General features: G+C 69.0%; 26 protein-coding genes and 1 pseudogene. 12 read left to right on the forward strand and 15 right to left on the reverse strand.

All coding sequences use genetic code 11. The annotated features are described in order from the left end of the window. Nucleotides 1-152: 152 nt before the first annotated feature. Nucleotides 153-863: a transporter substrate-binding domain-containing protein gene (locus ACWCOV_RS03820; protein ID WP_449827694.1), complete on the reverse strand. Its 711-nt coding sequence runs from the start codon at nucleotides 861-863 to the stop codon at nucleotides 153-155. On the opposite strand from ACWCOV_RS03820, the gene ACWCOV_RS03825 reads away from it, so the two are divergent. The 3 genes from ACWCOV_RS03825 to ACWCOV_RS03835 all read left to right on the forward strand — a co-directional run bounded on the left by ACWCOV_RS03825 (nucleotide 862) and on the right by ACWCOV_RS03835 (nucleotide 3088). Then, entirely contained in the window at nucleotides 862-1083 is a 222-nt protein-coding gene (locus ACWCOV_RS03825) for a hypothetical protein (protein WP_449827695.1), read from the forward strand. The genes ACWCOV_RS03820 and ACWCOV_RS03825 overlap by 2 nt on opposite strands. Before the next feature lie 103 nt (nucleotides 1084-1186). Then, complete coding sequence (locus ACWCOV_RS03830) at nucleotides 1187-2452, forward strand: glycoside hydrolase family 18 protein (RefSeq protein ID WP_449827696.1); 1266 nt, start codon at nucleotides 1187-1189, stop codon at nucleotides 2450-2452. Then, nucleotides 2453-3088 (forward strand): phosphotransferase, encoded by a 636-nt coding sequence (locus ACWCOV_RS03835; protein WP_449827697.1) that lies wholly within the window; start codon nucleotides 2453-2455, stop codon nucleotides 3086-3088. On the opposite strand, the gene ACWCOV_RS03840 is transcribed toward ACWCOV_RS03835, so the two are convergent. After that, on the reverse strand, nucleotides 3055-4002 hold the full coding sequence (locus ACWCOV_RS03840; protein WP_449827698.1) for a helix-turn-helix domain-containing protein: 948 nt from the start codon (nucleotides 4000-4002) through the stop codon (nucleotides 3055-3057). The two genes, ACWCOV_RS03835 and ACWCOV_RS03840, sit on opposite strands and share 34 nt — an antisense overlap. Before the next feature lie 70 nt (nucleotides 4003-4072). On the opposite strand from ACWCOV_RS03840, the gene ACWCOV_RS03845 reads away from it, so the two are divergent. Further along, nucleotides 4073-4387 (forward strand): cupin domain-containing protein, encoded by a 315-nt coding sequence (locus tag ACWCOV_RS03845; RefSeq protein ID WP_449827699.1) that lies wholly within the window; start codon nucleotides 4073-4075, stop codon nucleotides 4385-4387. Between the two features lie 2 nt (nucleotides 4388-4389). On the opposite strand, the gene ACWCOV_RS03850 is transcribed toward ACWCOV_RS03845, so the two are convergent. Together ACWCOV_RS03850 and ACWCOV_RS03855 are read right to left on the reverse strand one after the other, a co-directional pair. Then, nucleotides 4390-5325, reverse strand: a complete 936-nt coding sequence (locus ACWCOV_RS03850; protein WP_449827700.1) for a hypothetical protein — start codon at nucleotides 5323-5325, stop codon at nucleotides 4390-4392. A 73-nt stretch (nucleotides 5326-5398) separates the two neighbouring features. Beyond that, nucleotides 5399-6385, reverse strand: a complete 987-nt coding sequence (locus ACWCOV_RS03855; protein ID WP_449827701.1) for a pirin family protein — start codon at nucleotides 6383-6385, stop codon at nucleotides 5399-5401. A gap of 304 nt (nucleotides 6386-6689) precedes the next feature. Between ACWCOV_RS03855 and ACWCOV_RS03860 the strand changes: the two genes are divergently transcribed. Continuing rightward, entirely contained in the window at nucleotides 6690-6821 is a 132-nt protein-coding gene (locus tag ACWCOV_RS03860) for a glycosyltransferase family 39 protein (RefSeq protein WP_449827702.1), read from the forward strand. Nucleotides 6822-6846: 25 nt separating this feature from the next. Here ACWCOV_RS03860 and ACWCOV_RS03865 read toward each other — a convergent pair whose 3' ends face one another. Further along, complete coding sequence (locus ACWCOV_RS03865; RefSeq protein WP_449827703.1) at nucleotides 6847-7044, reverse strand: hypothetical protein; 198 nt, start codon at nucleotides 7042-7044, stop codon at nucleotides 6847-6849. On the opposite strand from ACWCOV_RS03865, the pseudogene ACWCOV_RS03870 reads away from it, so the two are divergent. From ACWCOV_RS03870 to ACWCOV_RS03890, 5 genes and pseudogenes are all read left to right on the forward strand, one after another. Then, nucleotides 6959-7321, forward strand: a pseudogene (locus ACWCOV_RS03870) (hypothetical protein); the annotation flags it as partial. The gene ACWCOV_RS03865 and the pseudogene ACWCOV_RS03870 overlap by 86 nt on opposite strands. Nucleotides 7322-7451: 130 nt before the next feature. Then, nucleotides 7452-8309, forward strand: a complete 858-nt coding sequence (locus tag ACWCOV_RS03875; protein WP_449827704.1) for a bifunctional methylenetetrahydrofolate dehydrogenase/methenyltetrahydrofolate cyclohydrolase — start codon at nucleotides 7452-7454, stop codon at nucleotides 8307-8309. 46 nt (nucleotides 8310-8355) lie between these two features. Beyond that, the gene (locus ACWCOV_RS03880; protein WP_449827705.1) at nucleotides 8356-8625 is read left to right on the forward strand and encodes a DUF3017 domain-containing protein; all 270 of its coding nucleotides are present in this window, start codon (nucleotides 8356-8358) and stop codon (nucleotides 8623-8625) included. Nucleotides 8626-8629: 4 nt separating this feature from the next. Beyond that, nucleotides 8630-9109: an N-acetyltransferase family protein gene (locus ACWCOV_RS03885; protein WP_449827706.1), complete on the forward strand. Its 480-nt coding sequence runs from the start codon at nucleotides 8630-8632 to the stop codon at nucleotides 9107-9109. 50 nt (nucleotides 9110-9159) lie between these two features. After that, on the forward strand, nucleotides 9160-9936 hold the full coding sequence (locus ACWCOV_RS03890; RefSeq protein ID WP_449827707.1) for a GNAT family N-acetyltransferase: 777 nt from the start codon (nucleotides 9160-9162) through the stop codon (nucleotides 9934-9936). Here the strand turns inward: ACWCOV_RS03890 and ACWCOV_RS03895 are convergent. From ACWCOV_RS03895 to ACWCOV_RS03910, 4 genes are all read right to left on the reverse strand, one after another. Continuing rightward, nucleotides 9933-10508, reverse strand: a complete 576-nt coding sequence (locus tag ACWCOV_RS03895; RefSeq protein ID WP_449827708.1) for a dihydrofolate reductase family protein — start codon at nucleotides 10506-10508, stop codon at nucleotides 9933-9935. The two genes, ACWCOV_RS03890 and ACWCOV_RS03895, sit on opposite strands and share 4 nt — an antisense overlap. Nucleotides 10509-10725: 217 nt before the next feature. Then, complete coding sequence (gene purH / locus ACWCOV_RS03900) at nucleotides 10726-12285, reverse strand: bifunctional phosphoribosylaminoimidazolecarboxamide formyltransferase/IMP cyclohydrolase (RefSeq protein ID WP_449827709.1); 1560 nt, start codon at nucleotides 12283-12285, stop codon at nucleotides 10726-10728. Next, nucleotides 12282-12914: a phosphoribosylglycinamide formyltransferase gene (gene purN, locus ACWCOV_RS03905; protein ID WP_449827710.1), complete on the reverse strand. Its 633-nt coding sequence runs from the start codon at nucleotides 12912-12914 to the stop codon at nucleotides 12282-12284. The genes purH and purN overlap by 4 nt, the downstream gene beginning before the upstream one ends. Nucleotides 12915-12924: 10 nt before the next feature. Beyond that, nucleotides 12925-14166, reverse strand: a complete 1242-nt coding sequence (locus ACWCOV_RS03910) for a cell division protein PerM (RefSeq protein WP_449827786.1) — start codon at nucleotides 14164-14166, stop codon at nucleotides 12925-12927. A 273-nt stretch (nucleotides 14167-14439) separates the two neighbouring features. On the opposite strand from ACWCOV_RS03910, the gene ACWCOV_RS03915 reads away from it, so the two are divergent. Further along, complete coding sequence (locus ACWCOV_RS03915; RefSeq protein WP_449827711.1) at nucleotides 14440-15765, forward strand: hypothetical protein; 1326 nt, start codon at nucleotides 14440-14442, stop codon at nucleotides 15763-15765. A 167-nt stretch (nucleotides 15766-15932) separates the two neighbouring features. Here the strand turns inward: ACWCOV_RS03915 and sucD are convergent, their stop codons facing one another. Both sucD and sucC read right to left on the reverse strand, forming a co-directional pair. Further along, entirely contained in the window at nucleotides 15933-16823 is an 891-nt protein-coding gene (gene sucD / locus ACWCOV_RS03920; RefSeq protein ID WP_449827712.1) for a succinate--CoA ligase subunit alpha, read from the reverse strand. A gap of 13 nt (nucleotides 16824-16836) precedes the next feature. Next, nucleotides 16837-18006: an ADP-forming succinate--CoA ligase subunit beta gene (sucC, locus tag ACWCOV_RS03925; protein WP_449827713.1), complete on the reverse strand. Its 1170-nt coding sequence runs from the start codon at nucleotides 18004-18006 to the stop codon at nucleotides 16837-16839. A gap of 188 nt (nucleotides 18007-18194) precedes the next feature. Here sucC and ACWCOV_RS03930 point away from each other — a divergent pair, with 188 nt between their 5' ends. Next, nucleotides 18195-19838 carry a glycoside hydrolase family 13 protein gene (locus tag ACWCOV_RS03930; RefSeq protein ID WP_449827714.1) on the forward strand — a complete coding sequence of 548 codons (1644 nt, stop codon included), beginning with the start codon at nucleotides 18195-18197 and terminating at the stop codon, nucleotides 19836-19838. 59 nt (nucleotides 19839-19897) lie between these two features. Here ACWCOV_RS03930 and ACWCOV_RS03935 read toward each other — a convergent pair whose 3' ends face one another. The 4 genes from ACWCOV_RS03935 to ACWCOV_RS03950 all read right to left on the reverse strand — a co-directional run bounded on the left by ACWCOV_RS03935 (nucleotide 19898) and on the right by ACWCOV_RS03950 (nucleotide 23451). Continuing rightward, nucleotides 19898-20092, reverse strand: a complete 195-nt coding sequence (locus ACWCOV_RS03935) for a hypothetical protein (protein WP_449827715.1) — start codon at nucleotides 20090-20092, stop codon at nucleotides 19898-19900. Continuing rightward, the gene (locus ACWCOV_RS03940; protein ID WP_449827716.1) at nucleotides 20089-20967 is read right to left on the reverse strand and encodes a carbohydrate ABC transporter permease; all 879 of its coding nucleotides are present in this window, start codon (nucleotides 20965-20967) and stop codon (nucleotides 20089-20091) included. The genes ACWCOV_RS03935 and ACWCOV_RS03940 overlap by 4 nt, the downstream gene beginning before the upstream one ends. Further along, nucleotides 20964-22040 (reverse strand): carbohydrate ABC transporter permease, encoded by a 1077-nt coding sequence (locus ACWCOV_RS03945; protein WP_449827717.1) that lies wholly within the window; start codon nucleotides 22038-22040, stop codon nucleotides 20964-20966. The genes ACWCOV_RS03940 and ACWCOV_RS03945 overlap by 4 nt, the downstream gene beginning before the upstream one ends. 94 nt (nucleotides 22041-22134) lie before the next feature. Beyond that, nucleotides 22135-23451 (reverse strand): ABC transporter substrate-binding protein, encoded by a 1317-nt coding sequence (locus ACWCOV_RS03950; protein ID WP_449827718.1) that lies wholly within the window; start codon nucleotides 23449-23451, stop codon nucleotides 22135-22137. Nucleotides 23452-23768: the final 317 nt, after the last annotated feature.

Consider the following 23768-nt stretch of genomic DNA (forward strand, 5'->3'; position numbering starts at 1 on the left):
TCGGTTGTCCTCACGTTGGCGGATCGGCCGCCTCACACAGCGGAGCCGATCTGCCACTCACCGTTAGATGTCCGGACCAGACCAAATGGTTGCGCGAAGCCCCTGCCTTGGCATGAAGCTGCAAAGATCGCTGCCCGATCAGGCAGTCGGCGCTAGGCGGACGGGGCGACCGCGGCGTCGGGCTGGTGGGAGCGGATCAGGGAGTCGGCGACGAAGCCGTTCGACTTGAGGTCCTCGACCACGGCGCGCAGGTAGGCCACGGTGTCGGGGTGCCGGTCCTTGGTGGTGCCGACAGCCTGCCGGATCTCCATGAACCGCTCGTCGATCAGCCGCACCTCGGGGTGCTCGGCGACGAACTGGCTGACGGGCTGGCGGATGCCGGCGGCCGCCTCCAGGTCCTCGGCCAGGAAGATGTCGGTGCCCTCGTCGCCGCGGACGACGGTCGCGTGCTGCACCGTGCGGGTCAGGTACAGGTCGTACGCCGAACCACGCTTCACCCCGATCCGGACACCGTCCCGATCGACGTCGGCCAGGGTCTCCAGGCCGGAGTCCCGCCGTACGGCGAAGACGCCTTCGATGATCACGTACGGCGCGGTGAAGGCGACCTGGTCGGCCCGGGCGGGCTCGATCGCGAGGAAGCAGATGTCGGCCTGGCCGGTGGTGAGCGCCTCGAAGGACTTGCGGGCCGCGTCGAAACAGACCAGTTCCAGCGGCACCTCGAGCCGGCGAGCGATCTCGCGCGCGATGTCGACGGTCACCCCGGCCGGCTCCGCCGGGGCGCCTTGGGCCAGCACCGGGTTGCCCAGGTTGATGGACGCCCGCAGGACGCCCGACGGCGCCAGGTCCGCACGCACACTCGTCATGCCCGCGACCCTACTCGTCAGGTCGCAGCAGAGCTTCGGCGTACTTGCGGAAGTCCGCGACCAGGCGGCTGCGGTCGCCCGCCCGGGTCGCGAGAACGACGTGACTCGGCTCGACACCCTCCAGCGGGACGCCCGGACCGAGAAGCTGCTCGACTGGCATCCGACCCACCCGGGGCTGATCGCCGACCTCGAGAAGGAGCACTACTTCCGGAACAGGTAGGAAACTTTCCTGACAATCTTTCAGCAGAGTCATTGCGTAAATCGTCGGAGGAGACCTAGAGTCGGCGCCACTTGGTTACCTGGACCGCCCGATGGGGAGTCAGATGAAGCGTCGGAGTGTGGGGTTGCTGGTGGCGGCTGCCACGGTGCTCGCGGGGTTGACCGCCGTACCGGCCGAAGCACACAGCAGCAAGCGAGTAGTGGGGTACTACACCAACTGGAGTGGGTACGACCGGAACTTCCTGGTCAGCGATCTGGTGAAGAACGGGACAGCCGAGCGGCTGACCCACATCAACTACGCGTTCGGATTCGTCGACGAGCACGGGACCTGCATCAGCAGCGATCCGTGGGCCGACTACCAGCGGCCGTTCACCGCCGAGCAGAGCGTCAGCGGCAAGGCAGACGAGCCGGGACAGGCACTGAACGGCAACCTCAACCAGCTCAAGCAGCTGAAGCAGAGGTTCCCGAAGCTGCGGATCAGCATCTCGCTGGGCGGCTGGACCGGCTCGAAGTACTTCTCCGATGCGGCCCTGACGCCGGAGTCGCGGGCCGCGCACGTGAAGTCCTGCCTGGACCTGTGGCTGAAGGGCAACATCCCCGGCCTGCCCGCCGGCGCCGCGAAGGGTGTCTTCGACGGGATCGACCTGGACTGGGAGTGGCCGGCCAGCGAGGGCAACCCGGGCAACGTGGTGCGTCCCGAGGACAAGCAGAACTTCACCGCGCTGGTCCGCGAGTACCGCAGGCAGCTCGACCGGCTGTCGTGGCCCAACCGCTACAACCTGACGGCGTTCCTGCCGGCCGACCCGGTGCAGGTGGACCGCGGGTTCGAGGTCGGGAAGCTGTTCAAGGACCTGACCTTCGGCACCACGCAGGGCTACGACTACCACGGCTCGTGGGACCCGATCACCAACCAGCAGTCCGCGATCGACGGCCCGGCCGGCGACCCGTCGGCCGCCGAGTTCAGCTCGCAGGTGACGATCGACGCCTACCTGTCCCGCGGTGCGCCGCGCGGCAAGCTCGTGATGGGCGTGCCGTTCTACTCCCGCGGCTGGACCGGCGTGACGAACCAGAACAACGGCCTGTTCCAGCCGGCCACCGGCCCGGCGCCGGCGACCTACGAGGCCGGCTACGAGGACTACCGGCTGCTCAAGGCGAAGCTGGCCGGCTTCACCGTCCACCGCGACGAGAAGGCCGGATTCGCCTGGCTGTTCGACGGTACGACGTTCTGGACCTGGGACGACCCGGTCGAGATGAAGCGCAAGGCGCAGTACGTCTCGGAGCGCAAGCTGGGCGGCGCGATGATCTGGTCGCTCGACGGTGACACCGAAAATGGCGAGCTGATCAAGGCGTTGCACCGTAACCTTCGCTGAGTGGACCTGAACGCACTCGTGGATCGGTTCGGCGCACACAGCGCCGAGCCGATCCACCTCGGCATGTCCGGGGCGACCGTGGTCCGGCTGGACCGCCACTCGGAACAGCTGTTCTACAAGGCCGGCCCGGGCGTCGACGACGAGGCCGACCGGCTCGCCTGGCTGGGCTCGACCGGGTTCCCGTGCCCACAGATCGTTGACCGAGGCAACAACTGGCTGCTGACCACGGAACTGTCCGGCCGCGACGCCTCCCAGGACTGGCCAGCCGCCGACCGTCCGGCCGTGCTCTCTGCTCTGGCCGATGGCCTGCGTGCGCTCGACGAGCTGATCGACTGCCCCTTCGACTCGCCGTTCCCGGGCAAGACCGAGGCCGTGACCCATGGCGACTACTGCGCGCCCAACGTCTTCATCGACCCGGCGACCCTGCGCTTCGCCGGCGTCCTCGACCTCAGCCGGCTCGGCACGGGCGACCGCTACCTCGACCTCGCGCTGATGTTCAAGAGCCTCTCCGGCACCCTCAACCCCCAGTACGGCCGCCTCCCCGCCGCCCGCCACTTCGTCGAGGCGTACGGCGCCGACCCAGACGACCCGCGCATCGCGAACTACATCGACCTCGACAACTCCGGCGACTTCTGAGCTCTGAACGCGCGGCGGTAGGCGCTCGGCGTCGTTCGGAGAGCGGTGTGGAAGCGGCGGCGGAGGTTGGTGGCGGAGGAGAGGCCGACGCGGGTGGCGATTGTCTCGACCGGGAGGTCGGTGTCTTCCAGGAGGGCTCGGGTGCGGGCGATGCGCTGGGCGAGCAGCCACTGGCCGGGCGCGATACCGAGCTGGTCCGCGAAGCGGCGGGCCAGCGTCCGCGGTGAGACGCTGATCCGGGCGGCAAGGTCGTCGAGGGTGAGCGGGTCGGCGAGATGCTGGGTCGCCCAGTCGAGCAGCGCGCCCAGCGACTCGGTCTGCTGGGCCTCCTCGACCCGGTACTGAACCTGGCCGCCCTCTCGATGCGGCGGCATCACCATCCGCCGGGCGATCTGCGCGGCGTACGCGGCGCCGTAGTCGTTGCGGACCAGCTGCAGGCACAGGTCGATCCCGGTGCCCGAGCCGGCGCTGGTGGCGACGTCACCGTGGTCGATGTAGAGCACGTCCGGATCCACGAGTACGGCGGGAAACCTGCGCTGGAGCTCATCGGCGTACCGCCAGTGCGTCGTGGCCCGGCGTCCGTCCAGCAGCCCGGTCGCCGCGAGCACTCTCGCTCCCGAGCAGATGCTCACGAGTCGCGTGCCACGCCGATGCGCCTTCTGGAGCGCCCGCACGACGGCCTCCGACGGCTGCCGCTCGACCGGCAGCCAACCGGGCACGACGACCGTGTCGGCCCGATCGAGTGCGCGAAGCCCTGAGCGGACCAGCATGTCGAAGCCCTCGGTGGTCCGGATCGGGCCGGGCCGCTCGGTGCACACGCTGAACCGGTACCGATCTCCGCGGAACACCGACGCCGCGCACCCGAGCTCGAAGCTTGCCTGCGGCCCGTTCACCAGCGCGACGACGCGATGCATGGCTTAAAAGTACCTGACCACGACTATCCAGACGCTGTGGGAAAGCCTGTGGACAGCCGATGATCGGGCTGTGGACAACTTCGAATTCACTGCTGTGGCGGACACTCCGGTCCGCGAGCTCTTCCCCGGCATCCGGCTGCGCTCGTTGTGGACCGGGCCTCAGGGTGCGTCAGCGCACGTGCTCGAGATGGACCCCGGCTCGCGCTGGGAAGGCATCGACGTGCACGAGCCCGGGCCCGAGGAGGTGTACGTCGTCGACGGCGTCTTCAACGACGGCATCCGCGACTACCCGGCCGGGTCGTTCATCCACTGCCCGGCCGGGTCGTCGCACGTCCCGCAGACGGTTGCGGGGTGCACGCTGTTCGTCTTCTACCCCGAGGGCTGACCTCAGGGCTTCTTGATCTGCACCACGTCGAACTCGGTGCCGGGCGGCGCGCCCGGCCCGAACGGCGGCGGGAAGCCAAGGTCGAACCGCCCGTTCACGATCGCCAGGCGATTGCCGGACTCGGCGACCGTGGTCGGGATCCGGAACAGGTCGGACGTGAAGATCTCGGTGATCCGGCCGCTCTTCAGGTCGTGGCTGAGCCTGATCTTGACCAGCCGCTCGGAGAAGTTCTCGACCACCCAGAGCGTTCTGCCGTCCAGCAGGATGCCGTCCGGCGTCCCCGGGGTGATCGTCCCGCCGGTGATCTCGATCAGCCGGCTCGAGCCGGTCCGCGGGTTCACCAGGTACAGCGCGCCGCGCGAGGAGTGCCCCAGGATCAGGTACTTGCCGTCCCGGGTCGCGTCGATCCCATTCAGGTTCGGGAACTCCCCGATCACGGCCGCCGGGCCGCTGAGCGGAATCGTCTGCGGCGCACCGATCCGGCCGTGCTTCCCGATCGGGACCTTGTAGACCACCGGGTGGAAGGTGTCGGTGAAGTACGCCGCGTGCTTGGTCACCGCCACGTCGTTGATCAAGGCCTCCGACGTGCTGTTCAGCACCAGATCCTTGATCGTCCTGCCGGTGCGGGTGCTGTAGACGTAGGCATGACCGGTCGGTCCACCGGCCACCCAGAGTCGTTTCCCCTCGACCTTCATGCCGACGGCCGACCGCCCCGGCGGCGCGTCGACGAAGATCGAGCCCTTTCCGGTGCGCAGACTGCCCCTGTAGATGTCACCGGTGGTGAGCGACCCGGCGTAGAACGTTGCCCTCGGCCCGGTGGCGATCCCCTCGGGCTGGAAGTCGTTCGGCAGCGGGATGGACGCCGGGAACGGTGCGGCCGCGGCGACGGTCAGTGCCACCGCGGACACGATGAGCGCGAGCTTGCGGAAACGCGCCATGATGAACCCCCTGTAACCCCGTTTCCCCTTGCTCGCAAGGTAGATCCGGGGTTACCGGATGTCCAGGTCGGGGCTATTCGGTACTGCGCAGTTCCGTCGGCGCGCCGTGCACCGCGGGGATGCTGCCGAGCTTGCCGGCCTGGAAGTCCTCGAAGGCCTGGATCACCTCGGCGCGGGTGTTCATGACGAACGGCCCGGCCATCGCGACCGGCTCCCGGATCGGGCGGCCGCCGAGGACGAGGACCTCGAGGTTCGGCTCGGCCTGCGGCTGCGACGTGCCGGCCGCCGTACGGATCGTGTCGCCCGGGCCGAAGACGGCGAGCTGGCCCTTGCGGATCGGGCGGTGCTCGGCGCCGACGGTGCCCTGGCCGGCGAGGACGTAGACGAGCGCGTTGTAGTCGGGCTGCCACGGCAGGACCATCTCGGCGCCCGGGCTGACCGTCGCGTGCACCAGCGTGATCGGCGTGTGGGTCGAGCCGGGACCGTCATGGCCGTCGACCGAGCCCGCGATCACCCGGATCAGCGCGCCGCCGTCCGGCGTGGACAGCAGCGCCGAGTCGCCGCCGCGGATGTCCTGGTAGCGCGGCGGGGCCCACTTCTGCGCCTTCGGCAGGTTCACCCAGAGCTGGATGCCGTGGAACAGGCCGCCGCTCAGCACCAGGTGCTCCGGCGGGGTCTCGATGTGCAGCAGGCCCGAACCGGCCGTCATCCACTGGGTGTCGCCGTTCGAGATCACACCGCCACCGCCGTTGGAGTCCTGGTGCTCCATGATCCCGTCGAGCATGTACGTGACGGTCTCGAACCCACGGTGCGGGTGCCACGGGGTGCCCTTCGGCTCGCCCGGCGCGTACTCCACCTCACCCATCTGGTCCATGTGGATGAACGGGTCGAGGTCGCGCAGGTCGACACCGGCGAACGCGCGCCGGACCGGGAAGCCCTCACCCTCGTAGCCGCTGGGGGCCGAGGTCACCGAGCGAACCGCGCGCTCGGTCGCGACGGCCGGGTCCGGCTGGTGGATGCGGGGCAGCACGGTGATGTCGCTGACGGTCACGGCGGGCATGGCGTTCTCCTTGCTCGGGTAGTTAAAGACTAAACTACCTCGCCCAACCACGGCAAGAGCGGCGGCATTCCCGGCTCACAGGGACCTCCCAGGAGCCGCCCAGGGCCGTCGCCGTCCCGACTGCCATCGTCTCCAGTAAGTCCGCACAGGCGGGGAACGCGATCACGGTCGACAAGCCGCCGGCTGCGCTCTGGGTCGCGACCGCGTTCGCCCGGCTGTTCGGGTTCAACAGCTTCACCGTGCTGGCTCCGCAGGCGTTCATGGAGATCGCGGCCGTGGGGCGGCGTACTTCGTCGTCCGGTCATTGGAGAAGGCGTCGGCCCGGTGGCTGGCGCTGGCCGGGGCGGCGATCGGGTTCGCGTTCCTGACGAAGATGATGCTGGCGTTCCTGGTGCTGCCGGCGTTTGCGCTGGTGTACCTGATTGCGGCGCTGTGATGGCGCCGGCAACTGGTGCGTGGGACTACGAGTTGCTGACGCGTACGCCGGACTTCGTGCCGTGGCTGAAGTACGCCGTACTGGGTGCTGGTGTGGTTGGTGCGGCGCTGGCGCTGTTCGGGCGGCGGGCGGGACGGATGGCTCCGGCGCTGGTGCTCGCTCTGGTGGTGTCGCTCGGATTGGGCAGTCCGGCGTACGCAGCTGCGACGGCGCGCAGACTCACAGCGGATCCATCCCGACGTCCGGCCCAAGCAGCAGCGCTGAGCTACTGTCCAAGACCACGACCACGTGGGCAGCGGCTGTCAGTGGCTTCCCAGACCGCGGCCAGCCTTGAGCTCTCCACCGGCAGCTCCGTCATCGGCATCGGCGGCTTCAGCCGCACCGACGACGCGCCGACCCTCGCCCAGTTCAAACAGTGGGTGGCCGAAGGCAAGCTCACCTACTACCTCTCCGGCGGCCAAGGCGGCGGTTCCTCCTCCGCAACATCCGAGATCCAGTCCTGGGTCGAATCCACCTACACCGCCGCGACGTGGGCAACACCACCGTCTACGACCTCACCACCTGAGGCGACGGCGAAGGTCCGGCGGGTGCCCGCCGGACCTGCCCGGCGCACGTGGCAGACTCGTCGTCGTGACGGCGCAGATTTTGGACGGCAAGGCGACGGCGGCGGCGATCAAGGACGAGTTGAAGGTCCGGGTCGCGAAGCTGGCCGAGCAGGGTGTGGTGCCCGGGCTCGGCACGATCCTGGTCGGGGACGACCCGGGCAGCCGGGCGTACGTGGCCGGCAAGCACCGCGACTGCGCGGCGGTCGGCATCGCGTCCATCCAGGTCGAACTGCCCGCCGAGGCGACCCAGGACGAGATCGCCGCAAAGGTCACCGAGCTCAACGAGAACCCGGACTGCACCGGCTTCATCGTCCAGCTCCCGCTGCCCAAGCACGTCGACACGAACGCGATCCTCGGCCTGATCGACCCGGCCAAGGACGCCGACGGCCTGCACCCGGTCAGCCTCGGCAAGCTCGTCCTCGGCCAGGACGGCCCGCTCCCGTGCACCCCGAAGGGCTGCGTGGAGATCCTCCGCCGGTACGACGTTCCGATCGCCGGAGCCCACGTGGTCGTCGTCGGCCGCGGCGTCACCGCGGGGCGGCCGATGGGCCTGCTGTTCACCCGCAAGTCCGAGAACGCGACCGTGACCCAGTGCCACACCGGCACCACCGACCTCGCCGGCGTCGTCCGCACCGGCGACATCGTGATCGCCGCGGCCGGGTCGGCCGGCCTGATCACGGCTGACATGGTCAAGCCTGGCGCCGTCCTGCTGGACGTCGGCACCAGCCGCAGCCCCGAGGGCAAGATCGTCGGTGACATCGACCCGGCCGCCCGCGAGCAGGCCGCCTGGATCGCCCCGATGCCCGGCGGCATCGGCCCGATGACCCGCGCCATGCTCCTCACCAACGTAGTAGAAGCCGCCGAATCGAGCCTCACCCAGTGACCGCCCAGACGCACGGCATGGTGGCTGACGTGGGTGTGGCGTGCTGATGGCGGGGGAGGCTCAGCGGCGGAGTGAGTGGCCTCTGGTTCTGTCCCTGCTGGTGGGCGCCACCGGTCTCGTCGTACTCACCTTCTACAACTGGCGCAACGGCGTGCTGATCTTCGCCGGCGGCGTCTTCCTGGCCGGCCTGCTCCGCGCCACCCTCTCCGACACCGCTGCCGGCCTGCTGCACGTCCGCGGCCGCATGTTCGACACCGCTCTCCTGGTCGCCGTAGGCGCCGCGATCGCCACCCTCGGCCTCATCGTCCCGAACTGACCCCATGAGCCTCGCGATCCGCCCGGCCCTGGTCGAAGACGCCCCGCGGATCACGCAGGTCTACGTCGACTCGTGGAACGCGGGGTTCGGTGAGCTGATGCCCCCGGCTGTCCTCGACGACGCCCGGATCGCCCGCTGGGCCGGCGATCTGACTGCCGGCAGCTGGTGGGTTGCCGAGCGGGACGGCGTCATCGCCGGGTTCACCGGGATCGGCCCGAGCCGCGACCCCGTCGATCCTCAGCTCGGCGAACTCGACACGATCGCCGTCGATCCGCCGTACTGGCGCACCGGCGTCGGCACCGCCCTCATGCACACCGCCCTCGAGGCGCTGGCCGCCGCCTACCCCGAAGCAATCCTGTGGACCCTCGCCAACTACCCCCAGGGCCAACGCTTCTACGAATCCACCGGCTGGCACCCCGACGGCCAAACCCGCGACAACGGCCACCAACTCTCCTACCGCCAAACCTTCTCACCGTCGCGCTGAGCAGGCGCGGGGTTCACACCGCCGCGCCGATGGGCGGGTAGCGTCCGGGCATGCTTGATTTGGGGACAGTGGCGGCGGCTAGTGACGCGTGGGTGCTCGAGCCTGAGGGGTCCGAGGTGGTGGAGACCGCGGAGTACCGGCTGGTGCGGTTCCCGGACCGGTTCCCCGACCCGCTGCAGGTGCAGTGGGTACGGTCTGCGCGGCCGGCCGACGCCGTACTGAAGGATGTGGTGGCGCGGGCCGCTGAGTTCGGGCTGCCGGCAGCTGGTGTCTATGTGCGGCTCAGCGCGCCCGACGGCTTGGAGGACGCGCTGCTCGGGTACGGCGCTGAACTGGTCGACACCGGAGACGTCCTCGCGATGCCGTTGCCAGCCGACGTGAAGGCGCCCGACGTACCTGGGCTCGAAGTGCGGTGGCCGACTACACCGGAGGTCGCCCGTGACCTCAACCGTGTCGGGGTCGCGGTCTTCGGCGGCAGCCTGGCCTCCGACGACGAACTCGCCCGGCGGGCGGCCGCCTACCGCGACTCGCACGCGGCGGGGACCGGAGGGGCCGTCGTCGCCTACCTCGACGGCACGCCTGCCGCAGTCGCAGCCGTCGACATCGTCGACGGCGTGGCCCGGCTTTGGGGCGGCGCCGTACTCGAGGAGTACCGCGGCCGCGGCGTCTACCGCGCGCTGGTTGCCGCTCGCCTGAGGTACGCCGCCGAGCACGGCGCCACGATGACCCTCACCCAGGGCCGCACCACCACCAGCTCGCCGATCCTGCAGCGGCTCGGGTTCGTCTCGTACGGCGAGGAGCGCACGTACCGTCTCCCGTTGGGCTAGTGCAGGGTTGGGCGGTAGATGAGCTCTTGGGTGTTGCCGTCGAGGGTCCGGCTCTCGATCAGCTCGAGGTCGAAGTCGGCGGCACCCTGGAAGATCGGGTCCGCCCCGGTCTGTCCGGCGATCACCGGGAACAGCGTCACGTGGACGCGATCGACCAGCCCGGCAGCCATCAACGCCCGGTTCAGCGACAGACTGCCGTGCGACCGCAACGGCACGTCGGACTCTTCCTTGAGCCGGGCAACGATCTCGACCGGATCGCCACTCACGACGGTCGCATCCGGCCAGTCGAGCGGCGCCTGCAGCGTGCTCGACACCACCGTCGCCGGCAGGTTGTACATCCGGGTGACCCACGGGTCGTGCACCTCGGAATCTTCGGTGCTCGCGGCAAGCATCTCCGCGTGCGCCCGGTATGTGTTGGCCCCGAACACCATGCGATGCGCCTCGCCGTACAAGGCAAACCGCTGCTCGAGAAACTCAGGTCCTTGCTTGCCCCAGTAACCACCCCAGTCACCGGTATGAGCCCCGAAGCCGTCGAGCGTTGAAAAGACGTCGAAGGTATAGGTAGCAGTCATGATGGCCTCCTCGGGTACGACGGGTGCCCCTCGTGGGCAGCCTCTCACCCCTGCTACGACTGCCTGAGGTCCGATCCGACAGCAATCGACGGACGTATTTCGAGGACGCGCGCCGAGACCGCGGACGGGCGGTGGTCCGCTGGGTACGGCGGGCGGGAGGGCGCGTAGCCGGGGCGACATAGGAGCCCCGGCGTAGCACGCGTGGGTCAGACCACGGTCAGTGGAAGAAGTGCCGAGTCCCCGTGAAGTACATGGTGATGCCGGCCTTGGTAGCGACCTCGATCGCGGCCTCGTCGCGGATGGAGCCGCCGGGCTGGACGACTGCCTTGACGCCGCCTTCGATGAGGACTTCGAGACCGTCAGGGAACGGGAAGAACGCATCGGACGCAGCGACCGAGCCGGCGGCCCGCTCGCCGGCGCGCGAGACGGCGAGGCGGCAGGAGTCGACGCGGTTGACCTGACCCATGCCGACGCCGACCGAGGCACCACCGGAGGCGAGGAGGATCGCGTTCGACTTCACCGCCCGGCACGCCTTCCACGCAAACGCGAGGTCGGCGAGCACCTCCGGCGAGGCGGCCTCACCAGCGGCTAGCTGCCAGGACGACGGGTCGTCCCCAGGCGCCTGGAAGCGGTCGGTGTGCTGCAGCAGCAATCCACCACTGACCGCCCGCATCTCGACCTTCTCCGCGGTCGACACCGCGGGCGCGACCAGCAGCCGGATGTTCTTCTTGCCCTGCAGGATCTCGACCGCGCCGTCGTCGAAGGCGGGCGCGACCAGCACCTCGGTGAAGATCTCCGCGACCTGCTTGGCCATGTCCACGGACACGGGCGCGTTGGTCGCGATCACTCCGCCGTACGCCGACACCGGGTCGCACTCGTGGGCGCGCCGATGCGCCTCCGCGATGTCCTTCCCGACCGCGATCCCACAAGGGTTCGCGTGCTTGATGATCGCGACCGCGGGTTCACTGAAGTCGTACGCCGTACGACGAGCAGCGTCGGCGTCGACGTAGTTGTTGTACGACATCTCCTTGCCGTGCAGCTGCTCCGCAGCCGCCAGCCCACCCCGACCGTTCACGTACAACGCGGCCGGCTGATGCGGGTTCTCGCCGTACCGCAGCACCGAAGACTTCTCCCAGGTCGCGCCGACCCAGGCCGGGAAGCCCGATCCCTCGGACGTGTCGCTCACAACGCTGCCCATCCAGGACGCGACGGCCACGTCGTACGACGCCGTGTGCACAAACGCATCCACAGCCAACCGCTGCCGCTGCTCCGAGGAGAAACCACCTTCGCCAAGCGCGGCCACGATCTCCGGGTAGCGCAACGGCGACACCACGACGGCGACGTTGGCGTGGTTCTTGGCGGCGCCGCGGACCATCGACGGCCCACCGATGTCGATCTGCTCGATGCACTCGTCCACCGACGCGCCGGAGGCTACGGTCTCGGTGAACGGGTAGAGGTTGCTGACCAGCAGGTCGAACGGCTCGACCCTCATCTCGCGCAACTGCTCGACGTGCTCATCACGACGTACATCGGCCAGCAGGCCCGCGTGCACCATCGGGTGCAGCGTCTTGACCCGGCCGTCCAGGCACTCGGGGAACCCGGTCAGCTCCTCGACCTTGGTCACCGGCACACCGGCTGCCGCGATCCGGGCCGCGGTCGAACCGGTCGACACCAGCTGCACACCGGCAGTGTGCAGCGCGGACGCGAGCTCCTCCAGACCGGTCTTGTCGTAGACGCTGATCAGCGCCCGGCGGATCGGCCTGCGGTCGGTGCTCACTTCAGTCGAACCTTTCGTCCGGTGATGGTCCAGCCGTCGCGGACCAGCCGGCCGACCCAGTCCACCAGCTGGCGGCGTTCGACCTCCTTGATCCGCTCGGTCAGGGTTTCTTCGGTGTCGTCGTCCTCGACGGGTACGGCGACCTGCGCGATGATCGGCCCGGTGTCGACCCCGCCGTCGACGAAGAACAGGGTCGCGCCGGCCACCTTGACGCCGTACTCGAGCGCGTCCCGCGGGCCGTGGATGCCGGGGAAGGCGGGCAGCAGCGCGTTGTGGGTGTTGATGTACCGGTCGCCGAAGGCGGCCAGGAAGTCGTCGCCGACCAGCTTCAGGAACCCGGCCGAGACGACCAGGTCCGGCTTGTACTCCGCCACCGACTTGGTCAGCGCCCGGTCCCAGTCGGCGCGCTCGGGGTAGTCCTTGACCTTGTGCACGAAGGTCGGCACCCCGGCCGCGGCGGCCCGGTCCAGCCCGGCGATCCCCTCGCGGTCGGCGCCGACGGCGACGACCCGGGCGCCGTACGCCGGATCGGCGGCAGCGTCCAGGAGGGCCTGCAGGTTCGACCCCGAGCCCGAGATCAGCACGACGAGCCGCGCAGGTTCGGGAGTGGGCGCAACCGGGTCTGTCACGGCCCGAAGCTTATCGCCCGGCGTCGGCCTCGCCGTCAGCCGGTCGGCGGGAGGCGACCAGCGCGGCCGTGATCGAGGCCCCGATCGCCATCCCGGCAGCCAGTACGCCGGCCGCCGGCAGCGCGGCCGGGATCCCCACGGCCGACATCCGCCCTGGCCCAGCCGAGCCGCCCGACAGCGCCATGAGCACGTAGAGCATGACACCGGCGAGCAGAGCCGCCATACCGCCCCGCAGCGCGAACGCGTCCCACCCGAGCGCGTCGGAATCCTCGTCCGCCAGCCCGCGCCGAGCCACAACGAGCCCAGCGACCACACCAGCCACCAGCGGCACCAGAGCGGTCAGCGCGAGCAGGTACGTCGGCGTAGCGCCATCCGCAGGTACGGCGGCCAGCAGCGGGAGCGCAGGCAGATTCCCCACGTCGACCCCGGTCGGGGCGATCGTCGTACCCACTCCCAGCTGGAATCCGGGCCCGGCCAGGAACGAAACGACGTACAAGATCATGTTCGGGACCAGCATCAGGCAGATCGCGAACAGCACCACCGACCCGACCACCCCGGCGTCCAGCAGCTCCAGCATCCCGGTGACCCGGGAGAAGTGGATCGCCAGCAGTACGCCGTACAGCAGTGAAGCGATCGCGATCACAGTCAGTACGGCGGAGAGCGCAGCCGGCACGGCGTCCCGCAGCCCGTTCGGAGTCGCGTCGGCGAGGTCCTCAGCCACACCGGACTCGACCAGTACGCCGACGGCCCCGGCAACGAAAGCCAGCGATGCCGCTCCGAGGAACGCGGACAGCGGAGAGACCCGCAGGGAGCCGTCAGCCGTGAGCAGGGCGATGACCAGTGCGGCCAGGCCGTAGACGAGGGCGAATGTGCCGGACAGCACAATCAGGTCCTTGGTCCGGTCCGCGCCACTGTTCCGGGCTGCGGACTTGCCACCGCGGTACAGGCACCAGCCGAGGAACAGGGTCAGCCCGAGCGGCGCGATCGTGATCGAACCACTGCCGAGCGTCACACCGGCCTTGTGAGCGACCAGCCAGGCCGACGCACCCGCACGGATCGCTCCGGACGCACCACCGAAGGTCGCGGCCAGCCAGCCGATCACGGCCACGGCGGCACATGTCAGCAGCCCGGTGAGCAGGCACGCGCCCGCGGCGATCACAGCCGACAGAACCACCGGCTTGGTCGGCGCTGTGACGTCGGGCCCGGGCGCCTGGTGTGGTCCGCCGTCACGGGCGCCCGGACGGCTCAACATGTCGGTCACACCTTCACCTCGCGTCGCTCGGTTCCGGCGCGACCGACAACGGTGCTCTGCCCATTGTTCGCTCGCTGCGCTCGCTCATCCGACTCTCATGGTCCCCCGCAGCGGGGGACCACTCGTTCTGACACGCCGGATATGGAAGACTTCCCCCCGCTTGTTCACGCTCAGTCGGCGGACGGGCACCTACTGGTGTCCGCGATCCGGCTGACTGGGGACAGGCGGGCACCACCGGGTACTGTCGGGTGGAATCAGTCAGGAGGTCGAGCTTTGGCCGGTTCCCACCGTGCAGCCCGCGGCGGCAGTCGAGCCGCTGCCCGGGAGGCGCGCCGGCAGAAGGCGCGCAAGCGGAACCAGACGATCGCCGCCGGTGTCGCGGTCGTTCTGCTGGTCGGTGGCGGCGGGGTCGCCGCCCTGAACGCCTTCGGCGGCGACGACGCCTCGGGCCCGAACACCGGCGCCTCCGACGACAAGTCGGCCAACACGAGCATGCTCGTCGACGACAAGGCCCTGCTCGACGCGACCACGGCCAAGCCGCTCGGCGCGACCGGCGCCTGGGCGATCACCAAGACCGCGGACGGCAGCAGCGCGCCGGAGCGGGCATTCGTCTGCCAGTCCCAGCGGTTCGCCGACCCCGCCGGGCTGCGCACCTGGGTCCGCACCTTCCAGAACTCGGCCACCAAGGACACCGCGGTGCAGTACGTCGAGGTGTCGAGTGACAAGGCCGCCGCCGCCAAGGCCTACAGCACGATCGTCGGCTGGCTGAGCGCCTGCACCACACCGCAGCTCCGGCTGTCCGCGAGCTACATCACCACCGGCGTCGGCGAGCGTGGCGTGATCGCCGTCTTCGGCCAGCCGTCCGGCGGCAAGACGAAGTACAAGACCATCTCCGTCACGGTCGCCGGCCAGGCCACCATGGTGCTCGAGCACGACACCCTGTCGGGTACGCCGCCCAAGCCGGGGCCGGTGTTGACCGCGGCGACGGCCGGGCTGAAGCGGATCTGCTCGGAGAGCGGTGGCTGCGGCGCGGGCGCGCCGGTGGCCAGGCCGAGCCTGCTGCCGACCACCGAGGCGCCGGGGTTCATGGCGCCGGTCGACCTGCCGGTGCTGAGCGTCATCGACAAGCCGTGGGTGAGCGCGAGCGCGAAGACCGGCGCCGGCACCGGCTGCGAGAAGCTCGACTTCAAGAAGGCGAAGGCGACCAAGTCCGGCACGCTGACCTACGTCACGCCGGAGGCCAAGGTGCCGACCGAGTTCGGGATGGACGACACGGTCGCGAAGTTCGCCACCGCGGCCGCCGCGAAGAGCTTCGTCGACCAGGTCCGCAAGAACGTCGACAGTTGCGAGAAGAACGTCTCGAACGCGAAGGTGAAGTCGACCGGGACGGTCTCGACCAGCGTGGTCAAGGGCGAGAGCTGGCGGGCGTCGTACGACACCGGCGGCGGGAAGACCTTCACCTACCGCATCGGCATCGCCCAGTACGGAACCCAGGCCGTCTACGTCCTCTTCCCGGTCCTGAAAGGCCTCGACATCTCCGACGCCGCCTTCAACGACACCCTGACCCGCGCAGCCGAACGCGCCGCGACCTACAAATAAAACCACCCGTCCCCTCGCTTCGCTCGGGGACGGGCTGGAGTTCAAGCCCCGCCTGCCGGGGTTACCCCGACCAGGTCTCGCCTGTCGGGGGGCTCGTCCGGCAGGCGAGCTGCTTGGGCTGTTCCAACCCCGCCCCGAGCGAAGCGAGGGGCGGGGTTGTTTCGTGCTTACTTGGTGAGGTTTTCCATGATTTCGCGCATGAGGTTGGCGGTTTCGGTGGGGGTTTTGCCTACCTTGACGCCGACGGCCTCGAGGGCCTCCTGCTTGGCGGCCGCCGTGCCGGAGGAGCCGGAGACGATGGCGCCGGCGTGGCCCATGGTCTTGCCCTCGGGGGCGGTGAAGCCGGCCACGTAGCCGACGACCGGCTTGGTCACGTTCTCCTTGATGAACGCGGCCGCCCGCTCCTCGGCGTCGCCGCCGATCTCGCCGATCATCACGATCGCGTCGGTGTCCGGGTCGTCCTGGAACGCCTGCAGCGCGTCGATGTGGGTGGTCCCGATGATCGGGTCACCGCCGATCCCGATCGCGGTCGAGAACCCGAAGTCGCGTAGTTCGTACATCATCTGGTAGGTCAGCGTGCCCGACTTCGACACCAGCCCGATCCGGCCCTGGCCGGCGATGTCGGCCGGGATGATGCCCGCGTTCGACTCCCCCGGGGTGATGATGCCGGGGCAGTTCGGGCCGATGATCCGCGTGGTACCGGACGCCTGCGCGGCGGCGAAGAACGCGGCGGTGTCGTGCACCGGCACGCCCTCGGTGATCACCACGACCAGCGGCACCGCGGCCTCGATCGCCTCGAGCACCGCGTCCTTGGTGAACTTCGGCGGCACGAAGATGACCGACACGTTCGCGCCGGTCTCCTTGACGGCGTCCGCGACGGTGCCGAAGACCGGGACCGCCTTGCCGTCGAAGTCCTGGCTCTGGCCGGCCTTGCGCGGGTTCACGCCGCCGACGATGTTGGTGCCGGAGGCAAGCATCCGGGTGGTGTGCTTGGTGCCTTCCGAGCCGGTCATGCCCTGGACGATGACCTTGCTGTCCTTGGTCAGGAAGATAGACATGTTCAGCGATCCCTTACTTCGCAGCCAGCTCGGCGGCCCGCTTGGCGGCGCCGTCCATCGTGTCGACCCGCTCCAGACCGGCCAGCCCGGCCTCGTCGAGGATCCGGCGGCCCTCCTCGGCGTTGTTCCCGTCCAGCCGGACGACCAGCGGCTTGGTGACGTGCTCGTCGCGGCTCGCCAACAGCTCGAACGCCTGCACGATGCCGTTCGCGACCGCGTCACAGGCGGTGATGCCGCCGAAGACGTTCACGAAGACGCTCTCCACCTGCGCGTCGGAGATGATGATCTCCAGCCCGTTCGCCATCACCTCCGCCGACGCGCCACCGCCGATGTCGAGGAAGTTGGCGGGTTTCACGCCGTACGGCTCACCGGCGTACGCGACCACGTCCAGGGTGGACATGACCAGGCCGGCGCCGTTGCCGATGATGCCGACCGAGCCGTCCAGCTTCACGTAGTTCAGGCCCTTGGCCTTCGCCGCCGCCTCCAGCGGGTCGGCCGCCGCGACGTCCTCGAACTCGGCGTGCTCCGGGTGCCGGAAGTCCGCGTTCTCGTCCAGCGTGACCTTGCCGTCCAGCGCCTCGACGTTGCCGTCGGCGAGCTTGACCAGCGGGTTCACCTCGACCAGCGAGGCGTCCTCGCCGACGAAGACGCCGTACAGCTTGACGATCTCCGGCACGACGGCGTCCAGGATGTCGTCGGGGTACTTCGCGGCCTGGGCGATCTCGCGGGCCTTCGCCTCGTCCACCCCGGTGGCCGGGTCGATCGAGACCTTCGCCACCGCCTCGGGGTTGGTGTGCGCGACCTCCTCGATCTCCATGCCGCCGGCCGCGGACGCGATGCACAGGTAGTTCCGGTTCGCCCGGTCGACCAGGAAGGAGAAGTAGTACTCCTCCGCGATCGCGGCGGCCGGCACGATGTTCAGCGTCCGGACGATGTGGCCCTTGATGTCGAGACCGAGGATCTCGCGAGCCTTCTCCTCCGCCTCGTCGGGCGAGGAGGCCAGCTTCACGCCACCGGCCTTACCGCGGCCGCCGGTCTTCACCTGGGCCTTCACCACCACCCGGCCGCCGATCTTCTCGGCCGCCGCGCGGGCTTCCTCCGGAGTGGTGACGACCTCACCTACGGTCGTCCGCACTCCGTGCTTGGCGAAGACCGTCTTCGCCTGGTATTCCATCAAGTCCACGACTGTGGTCCCTCTCTCGCACCTGTTCGAGTAGGCCGCGGCAGGCGGGCTGGTCCCGAGAAAGGGCACGGTCGCCGGCGCGCTCCGTCGCGCCTGACACTAGTCACCTCCGTGGCCGCCGCAACACCCGGGGTACGCGCTGAGACGACCGTCACAGGTCCCCGACGGCTCATGTCAGGCTAGGTCGCATGACTGATCCCGCAACCAGACCAGCTGACGACTGGTGGCGCAGCGCCGTCGTCTACCAGGTGTACCCGCGCTCCTTCGCCGACGCCGACGGGGACGGCACCGGCGACCTGAACGGCATCCGGGCCCGGCTGCCCTACCTCGCCGACCTCGGCATCGACGCGATCTGGATCAGCCCCTGGTACCCGTCGCCGCTGCTCGACGGCGGGTACGACGTGTCCGACTACCGCGACATCAACCCCGAGTTCGGCACCCTGGCGGACGCCGACGCGCTGATCGCCGAGGCGCACGCGCTCGGGATCCGGATCCTGATCGACCTGGTCCCGAACCACTGCTCCTGGGAGCACCCGTGGTTCAAGGCCGCGCTGGCGGCCGGCAAGGGCTCTCCGGAGCGCGACCTGTTCTGGTTCCGCGACGGCAAGCCGGGCGGTCTGCCGCCGACCAACTGGCCGGCCGCGTTCGGCGGCGGCGCCTGGCAGCAGATCGACGACGGGCAGTGGTACCTGCACCTGTTCGACATCTCGCAGCCGGACTGGAACTGGGACCACCCGAAGGTGGTCGAGGAGTTCGACGCGATCCTGCGGTTCTGGTTCGACCGCGGCGTGGACGGGTTCCGGATCGACGTGGCCGACTCGATGGCCAAGGACCCGGCGCTGCCCGACGTGGTTCCACAGCCGAACGGTGAGGTCACCCGGGACAAGTACGCCGGCCATCCGACGTACGACCAACCCGCTGTGCACGACATCCACCAGCGCTGGCGCGGGATCGCCGACGAGTACGCCGACAGCCCGCTCGGCCCACGGGTGTTCGTCGCCGAGGCCTGGCTGTCCCCCGCCGACCGGCTCGCGCAGTACGTCCGGCCGAACGAGCTGCACTCGGCCTTCAACTTCGACGCGCTCCAGTGCCCATGGGACGCTGAGGCGTTGCGGGAGGTGATCGACCACACCACCGAGAACTTCTGGGCGGTCGGCGCCCCGGCGACCTGGGTGCTGAGCAACCACGACACGATCCGGCACCGCACTCGCTACGGTCGCGACCAGAAGCGCGCCTCGATGCCCGCCGGCTCGGTGCCGACCGACCTGGAACTGGGGCGACGCCGTGCGCGGGCCGCAGCCCTGCTCGAGCTGGCGCTGCCGGGTGGCGCGTACATCTACCAAGGCGACGAGCTCGGTCTGCCCGAGGTCGAGGATCTCCCGGAGGAGGTCCTGGACGACCCGGTGTGGGAGCGCTCGGGCCACACCGTCCGCGGCCGCGACGGCTGCCGGGTGCCCATCCCGTGGTCCGGCACCGAGCCGCCCTTCGGCTTCGGCACCGGCGCCGGCCAGCCCTGGCTCCCGCAGCCGGCCGACTGGGCCGCGTTGACCGCCGAGGCGCAGGCCGCCGACCCCGACAGCCACCTCAACCTCTACAAGGCGGCCCTGCGGATCCGCCGCGAGACCGAGGCGCTCGGCGAAGGCCGCCTCAGCTGGGACGAGGAGGCGCCCGCCGGCGTCCTCTCGTTCACCCGCTCGCCCGGCTTCCGCTGCGTCACCAACCTGAGCGAGTCCCCGGTCCCACTGCCTGCCCACGAGCGGGTCCTGCTCACCAGCGAGCCGCTGGTCGACGGCCGGCTCCCGGCCGACGCCACGGCCTGGCTGTCCAGCTGAACAAGGCGAGCAAAAGAAAGGGCCGGAGTCGCCTGAGCGACTCCGGCCCTTTCGGACGGCTAGCGGGAGCGGGCGCGATCGCGTTCGTCCCGTTCCCGGCGGTCCCGGTCTTCGCGGTCCCGCCGGTCGCGGTCCTCGCGCTCCCTCCGCTCCCGGTCCTCGCGGTCCCTCCGCTCCCGGTCCTCGCGGTCCCGCCGCGCCCGGTCGTCCCGGTCGCGGCGGTCGGCGTCCGACCGGTTGCGGAACCAGCTCACTTCACGCCACCTGCCGTCAGGCCGGCGACGATACGGCGCTGGAACAGCAGCACGGCGATCACCAGTGGGATCGTGACCACCACGCCGGCGGCCATCTGGCTGCCGAACGGTTGGTCGCGTCCCGACGTACCGGTGAACTGCGAGATGACCACGTTCGCGGTCTGGATCTCTTTCCGATTCACCATGCTCAGCGCGATCAGGAACTCGTTCCAGGCCGCGATGAACGTGATGATCGCGGTGGTGAACACACCCGGTGCGGCCAGTGGGAGGATCACCTTGCGGAACGCCTGGGCCGGCGTACAGCCGTCTACCATCGCGGCCTGCTCGAGCTCTCGCGGCATCTGCCGGAAGAACGCGGTCAGGAGCCACACCGCCAGTGGCAGCGCGAACGACAGGCTGGGCACGATCATCGCCTGGTAGGTGTTGATCCACCCGATGTCGCTGAACAGTTTCTTCAGCGGGATCACCAGCGAGATCCCGGGGAACATCGAGGTGACGATGATGACCGCCAGCACGAAGTTCTTGCCCCGGAACTCCAGCCGGGCCAGGGTGTAGGCGGCCACCATCCCGATGATCAGCGTCAGGATCGTCACCGTGCCGGCCACGATCAGGCTGTTCAGCAGAGCACGCTGGAACCCGGTGCCGGGCGTGAACACGTCTCGGAAGTTGGTCAGCGAAATGGGCGACGGAATGATCGAGTTCTCGAACTGGTCGGTCGGCCGCCGCAGCGACGACACCACCATCCAGAAGAACGGCACCAGGCAGTAGAGCACGATCAGCGCGACACCGATCAGCGGCAGCCAACGCCGGTACCACGGCGCTTCGGCAGCCTTGACGTCGATCACCCTCGGGGCCTTCTCGGCAACAGTCATCACGCACCTCCTCCGCCGCCGCCACCACTGGCGGTCAGCCCGGCCAACGCCTGGGCCGGGGCTTCCTGCTGCTTGCCCCGGCCTCGCCCGTTCCCGCTCTTCTTCTTCGGCTTCCGCTGGATGGCGTCACCGAACACGTCGGCGCCCAGCAGCTTGACGAACACGTACGCGACCACAGCGACGTAGACGAACAGCAAGGTCGCGTACGCCGCCGCAGGCCCGTACCGGGTCTGGTTGGCTTCGAGATACGCCAGGATCGACAGCGTCTCGACCGACTCCTTGTTCGGGCCGACCAGCACGAACGGCAGGTCGAAGATCCGCAGCGTGTCGAGGATGCGGAACAGCACTGCCACCAGCAGCGCCGGCTTCACCAAAGGCATCGTGATCCGGATGAACTGCTGGAACGGGCTCGCCCCGTCGACCTTCGCGGCTTCGTAGATGTCGTTCGAAATCGTCTGCAGGCCCGCGAGCACCAGCAGCCCGATGAACGGCGCGGTCTTCCAGGTGTCGGCGATGATGACCGACAGCACCGACTGCCAGCCCTCGGTGGACCACAGGATCTGAGTTCCGAGCATCTCGTTGGCGATACCGTCGGCCTGGAAGATCCATTTCCACAGCAGCGCCGAGACGACGGTCGGGATCGCCCATGGGACCAGGATGCTGGCCCGTACGATGCCACGGCCCTTGAACGCCTTGTGCATCACCAGGGCCATCGCGACACCCAAGGTGGTCTCCAGGAGCACACAGGTGACTGTGAAGAACGTGGTGTTGTAGAAAGCGTTCCAGAATCGTTCGCCGGTCTCGCCGGAGAAGATCGCCGAGTAGTTCTCGAGACCCACGAATTCGGAGCCCTGGACGACGAAGCCTGACTCGTCGATCCGCTGACCGCTCTGGTACAGCGACTCGCGCAACGCGGCGAGGATCGGCAACCCGACGACCAGGATCAGCACGATCATGGTCGGCGACAACAGCAACGCCGCCAGCCGGCCGGTGCCCTCGTTGAACGAGCTCCGCCGCTTGGGCTTCTTGGTGGACTCCGGCGTCGGCCGCTGTGCGACCGGTGCGGATGTACTCACCTCTGCCTCCTTCTCTCCGCCCGCCTCCAGCGGGCTGCGACAGGCCGGGGCCGGCACGTAGCGGTGAAGCTGCGCGCCGGCCCCGCCGCTTCGGTCATTGAGTGATGAGCGAGCTCAACTTGGTCTGCAGGTCGGCCAACGCGTCCTTCGGTGGCGTCGTGCCGGTCAGAGCGCCGTACGCCGCTTCCTGGATGGCCGTGGTGACATCGCCGTACTTGACCACCTTGGGCCGCGACTTCGCGGTCTCGATCGAGGCCTTCAGCGGGGCCAGGTACGGGAACTGCTTGTTCAGCGCGGCGTCGTCGTACAGCGAAGCCCAGGTCGGCGCCTGCGAGGTCTTCTCGATGTTCGCCTTCTGCCGCTCCTCGCTGGACATGAACTTGATGAAGTCCGCCGCGGTCGCCTTGTTCTTGGTGAACTCCGAGATCGCGTAGTTGTGGCCACCCAGCGTGGACACACCCGCGCCGTCCTTGCCCGGCAGCGCCGCGACCCCGAACTTGCCGGCGATCTTCGACGAGCCGTCGGTCTTGTTCGCCAGCGCGTACACGTACGGCCAGTTCCGGTGGAAGATCAGGTTGCCTTCCTGGAACGCCCGGCGGCCCGGCTCCTCGGTGTAGGTGATGCCGGCCTTCGGGATCATCCCGGACTTGAATCCGTCCACCAGGAACGTCAGCCCGGCCAGCGCCTCCGGGGTGTCCACGTTCGGCTTGCCGTCGTCACCGACGACCACGCCGCCCGCACCGTTGACGGCCTCGGAGAAGTTCACCGTCAGGCCTTCGTACTTCTCGAACTGACCCGCGTAGCAGCTGGCCGACTTGGCCTCGGGCAGCGCCTTGACCTTGTCGCAGGCGGCCTGCATCTCGGTCCAGGTCTTCGGCGGCTGCACGCCTGCCTTGTCCAGCAGGTCCTTGCGGTAGTACAGCAGACCACCGTCGGACGTGACCGGGACGGCGTACAGCTTGTCCTTGTACTTGGCCGTGTCGAGCGTCGACGGCAGCAGCTTGCCGAGATCCGGGAACTGGTCCTGCGGCAGTTCCGTGATCCAGCGGTTGGCGGCGAACTCGGCGGTCCAGACCACGTCCAGGTTCAGCACGCTGAACGCGTCGGACTTGATCTGGGCGTTCGAGATCATCTGGGCCCGCTGCTGGTCCGCGGACTCGGGCAGCTCGGTGACCGTGACCTTCTCGTCCGGGTGCTGGGAGTTCCACGCGTTCACCTGGTTCGTCAGGTTCCCGGAGGTGTCCTTGCCGGTGGCAAAGTTGATCGGGCCGCGACCCTCCAGCGCTCCCCCGGTCGAGCCGCTGTCGCCACCGCTCCCGTCGTCACCACCACACGCGGACGCGAGCAGCACCAGGCTGCCGGCGACCGCCAAGGCGACCGCCTTGCGCGTGTGTGATCGTTCAAACCTCATCGTTTACCTGCCCTCTCCCGATGGGATATCGCTTGGTCCTGCCTGCCTGGGTCACAGTCCCCCACCGCACTGCGATCCCGCCTGTCCGGACAGTAACCGACGACGGGGGTGATGTGTCCTGAGCCACACACCTTGCCGCTCGACAGCCTCTGAAACGGACAGCCGCATGGCTGTATGCGACCGCGATTCGACTGCCCGCACAACCGGGTCTTTCTTAACGATTCGGTATTACCGGTTAGTAACCTTGCTGAACGGACGGTATTCGTTCAGTACGACTCCACGCAGTCGCCATCACGCTCCGGAGCGGAACGGGCGTT

This window comes from Kribbella sp. NPDC002412 (genome assembly GCF_053592935.1).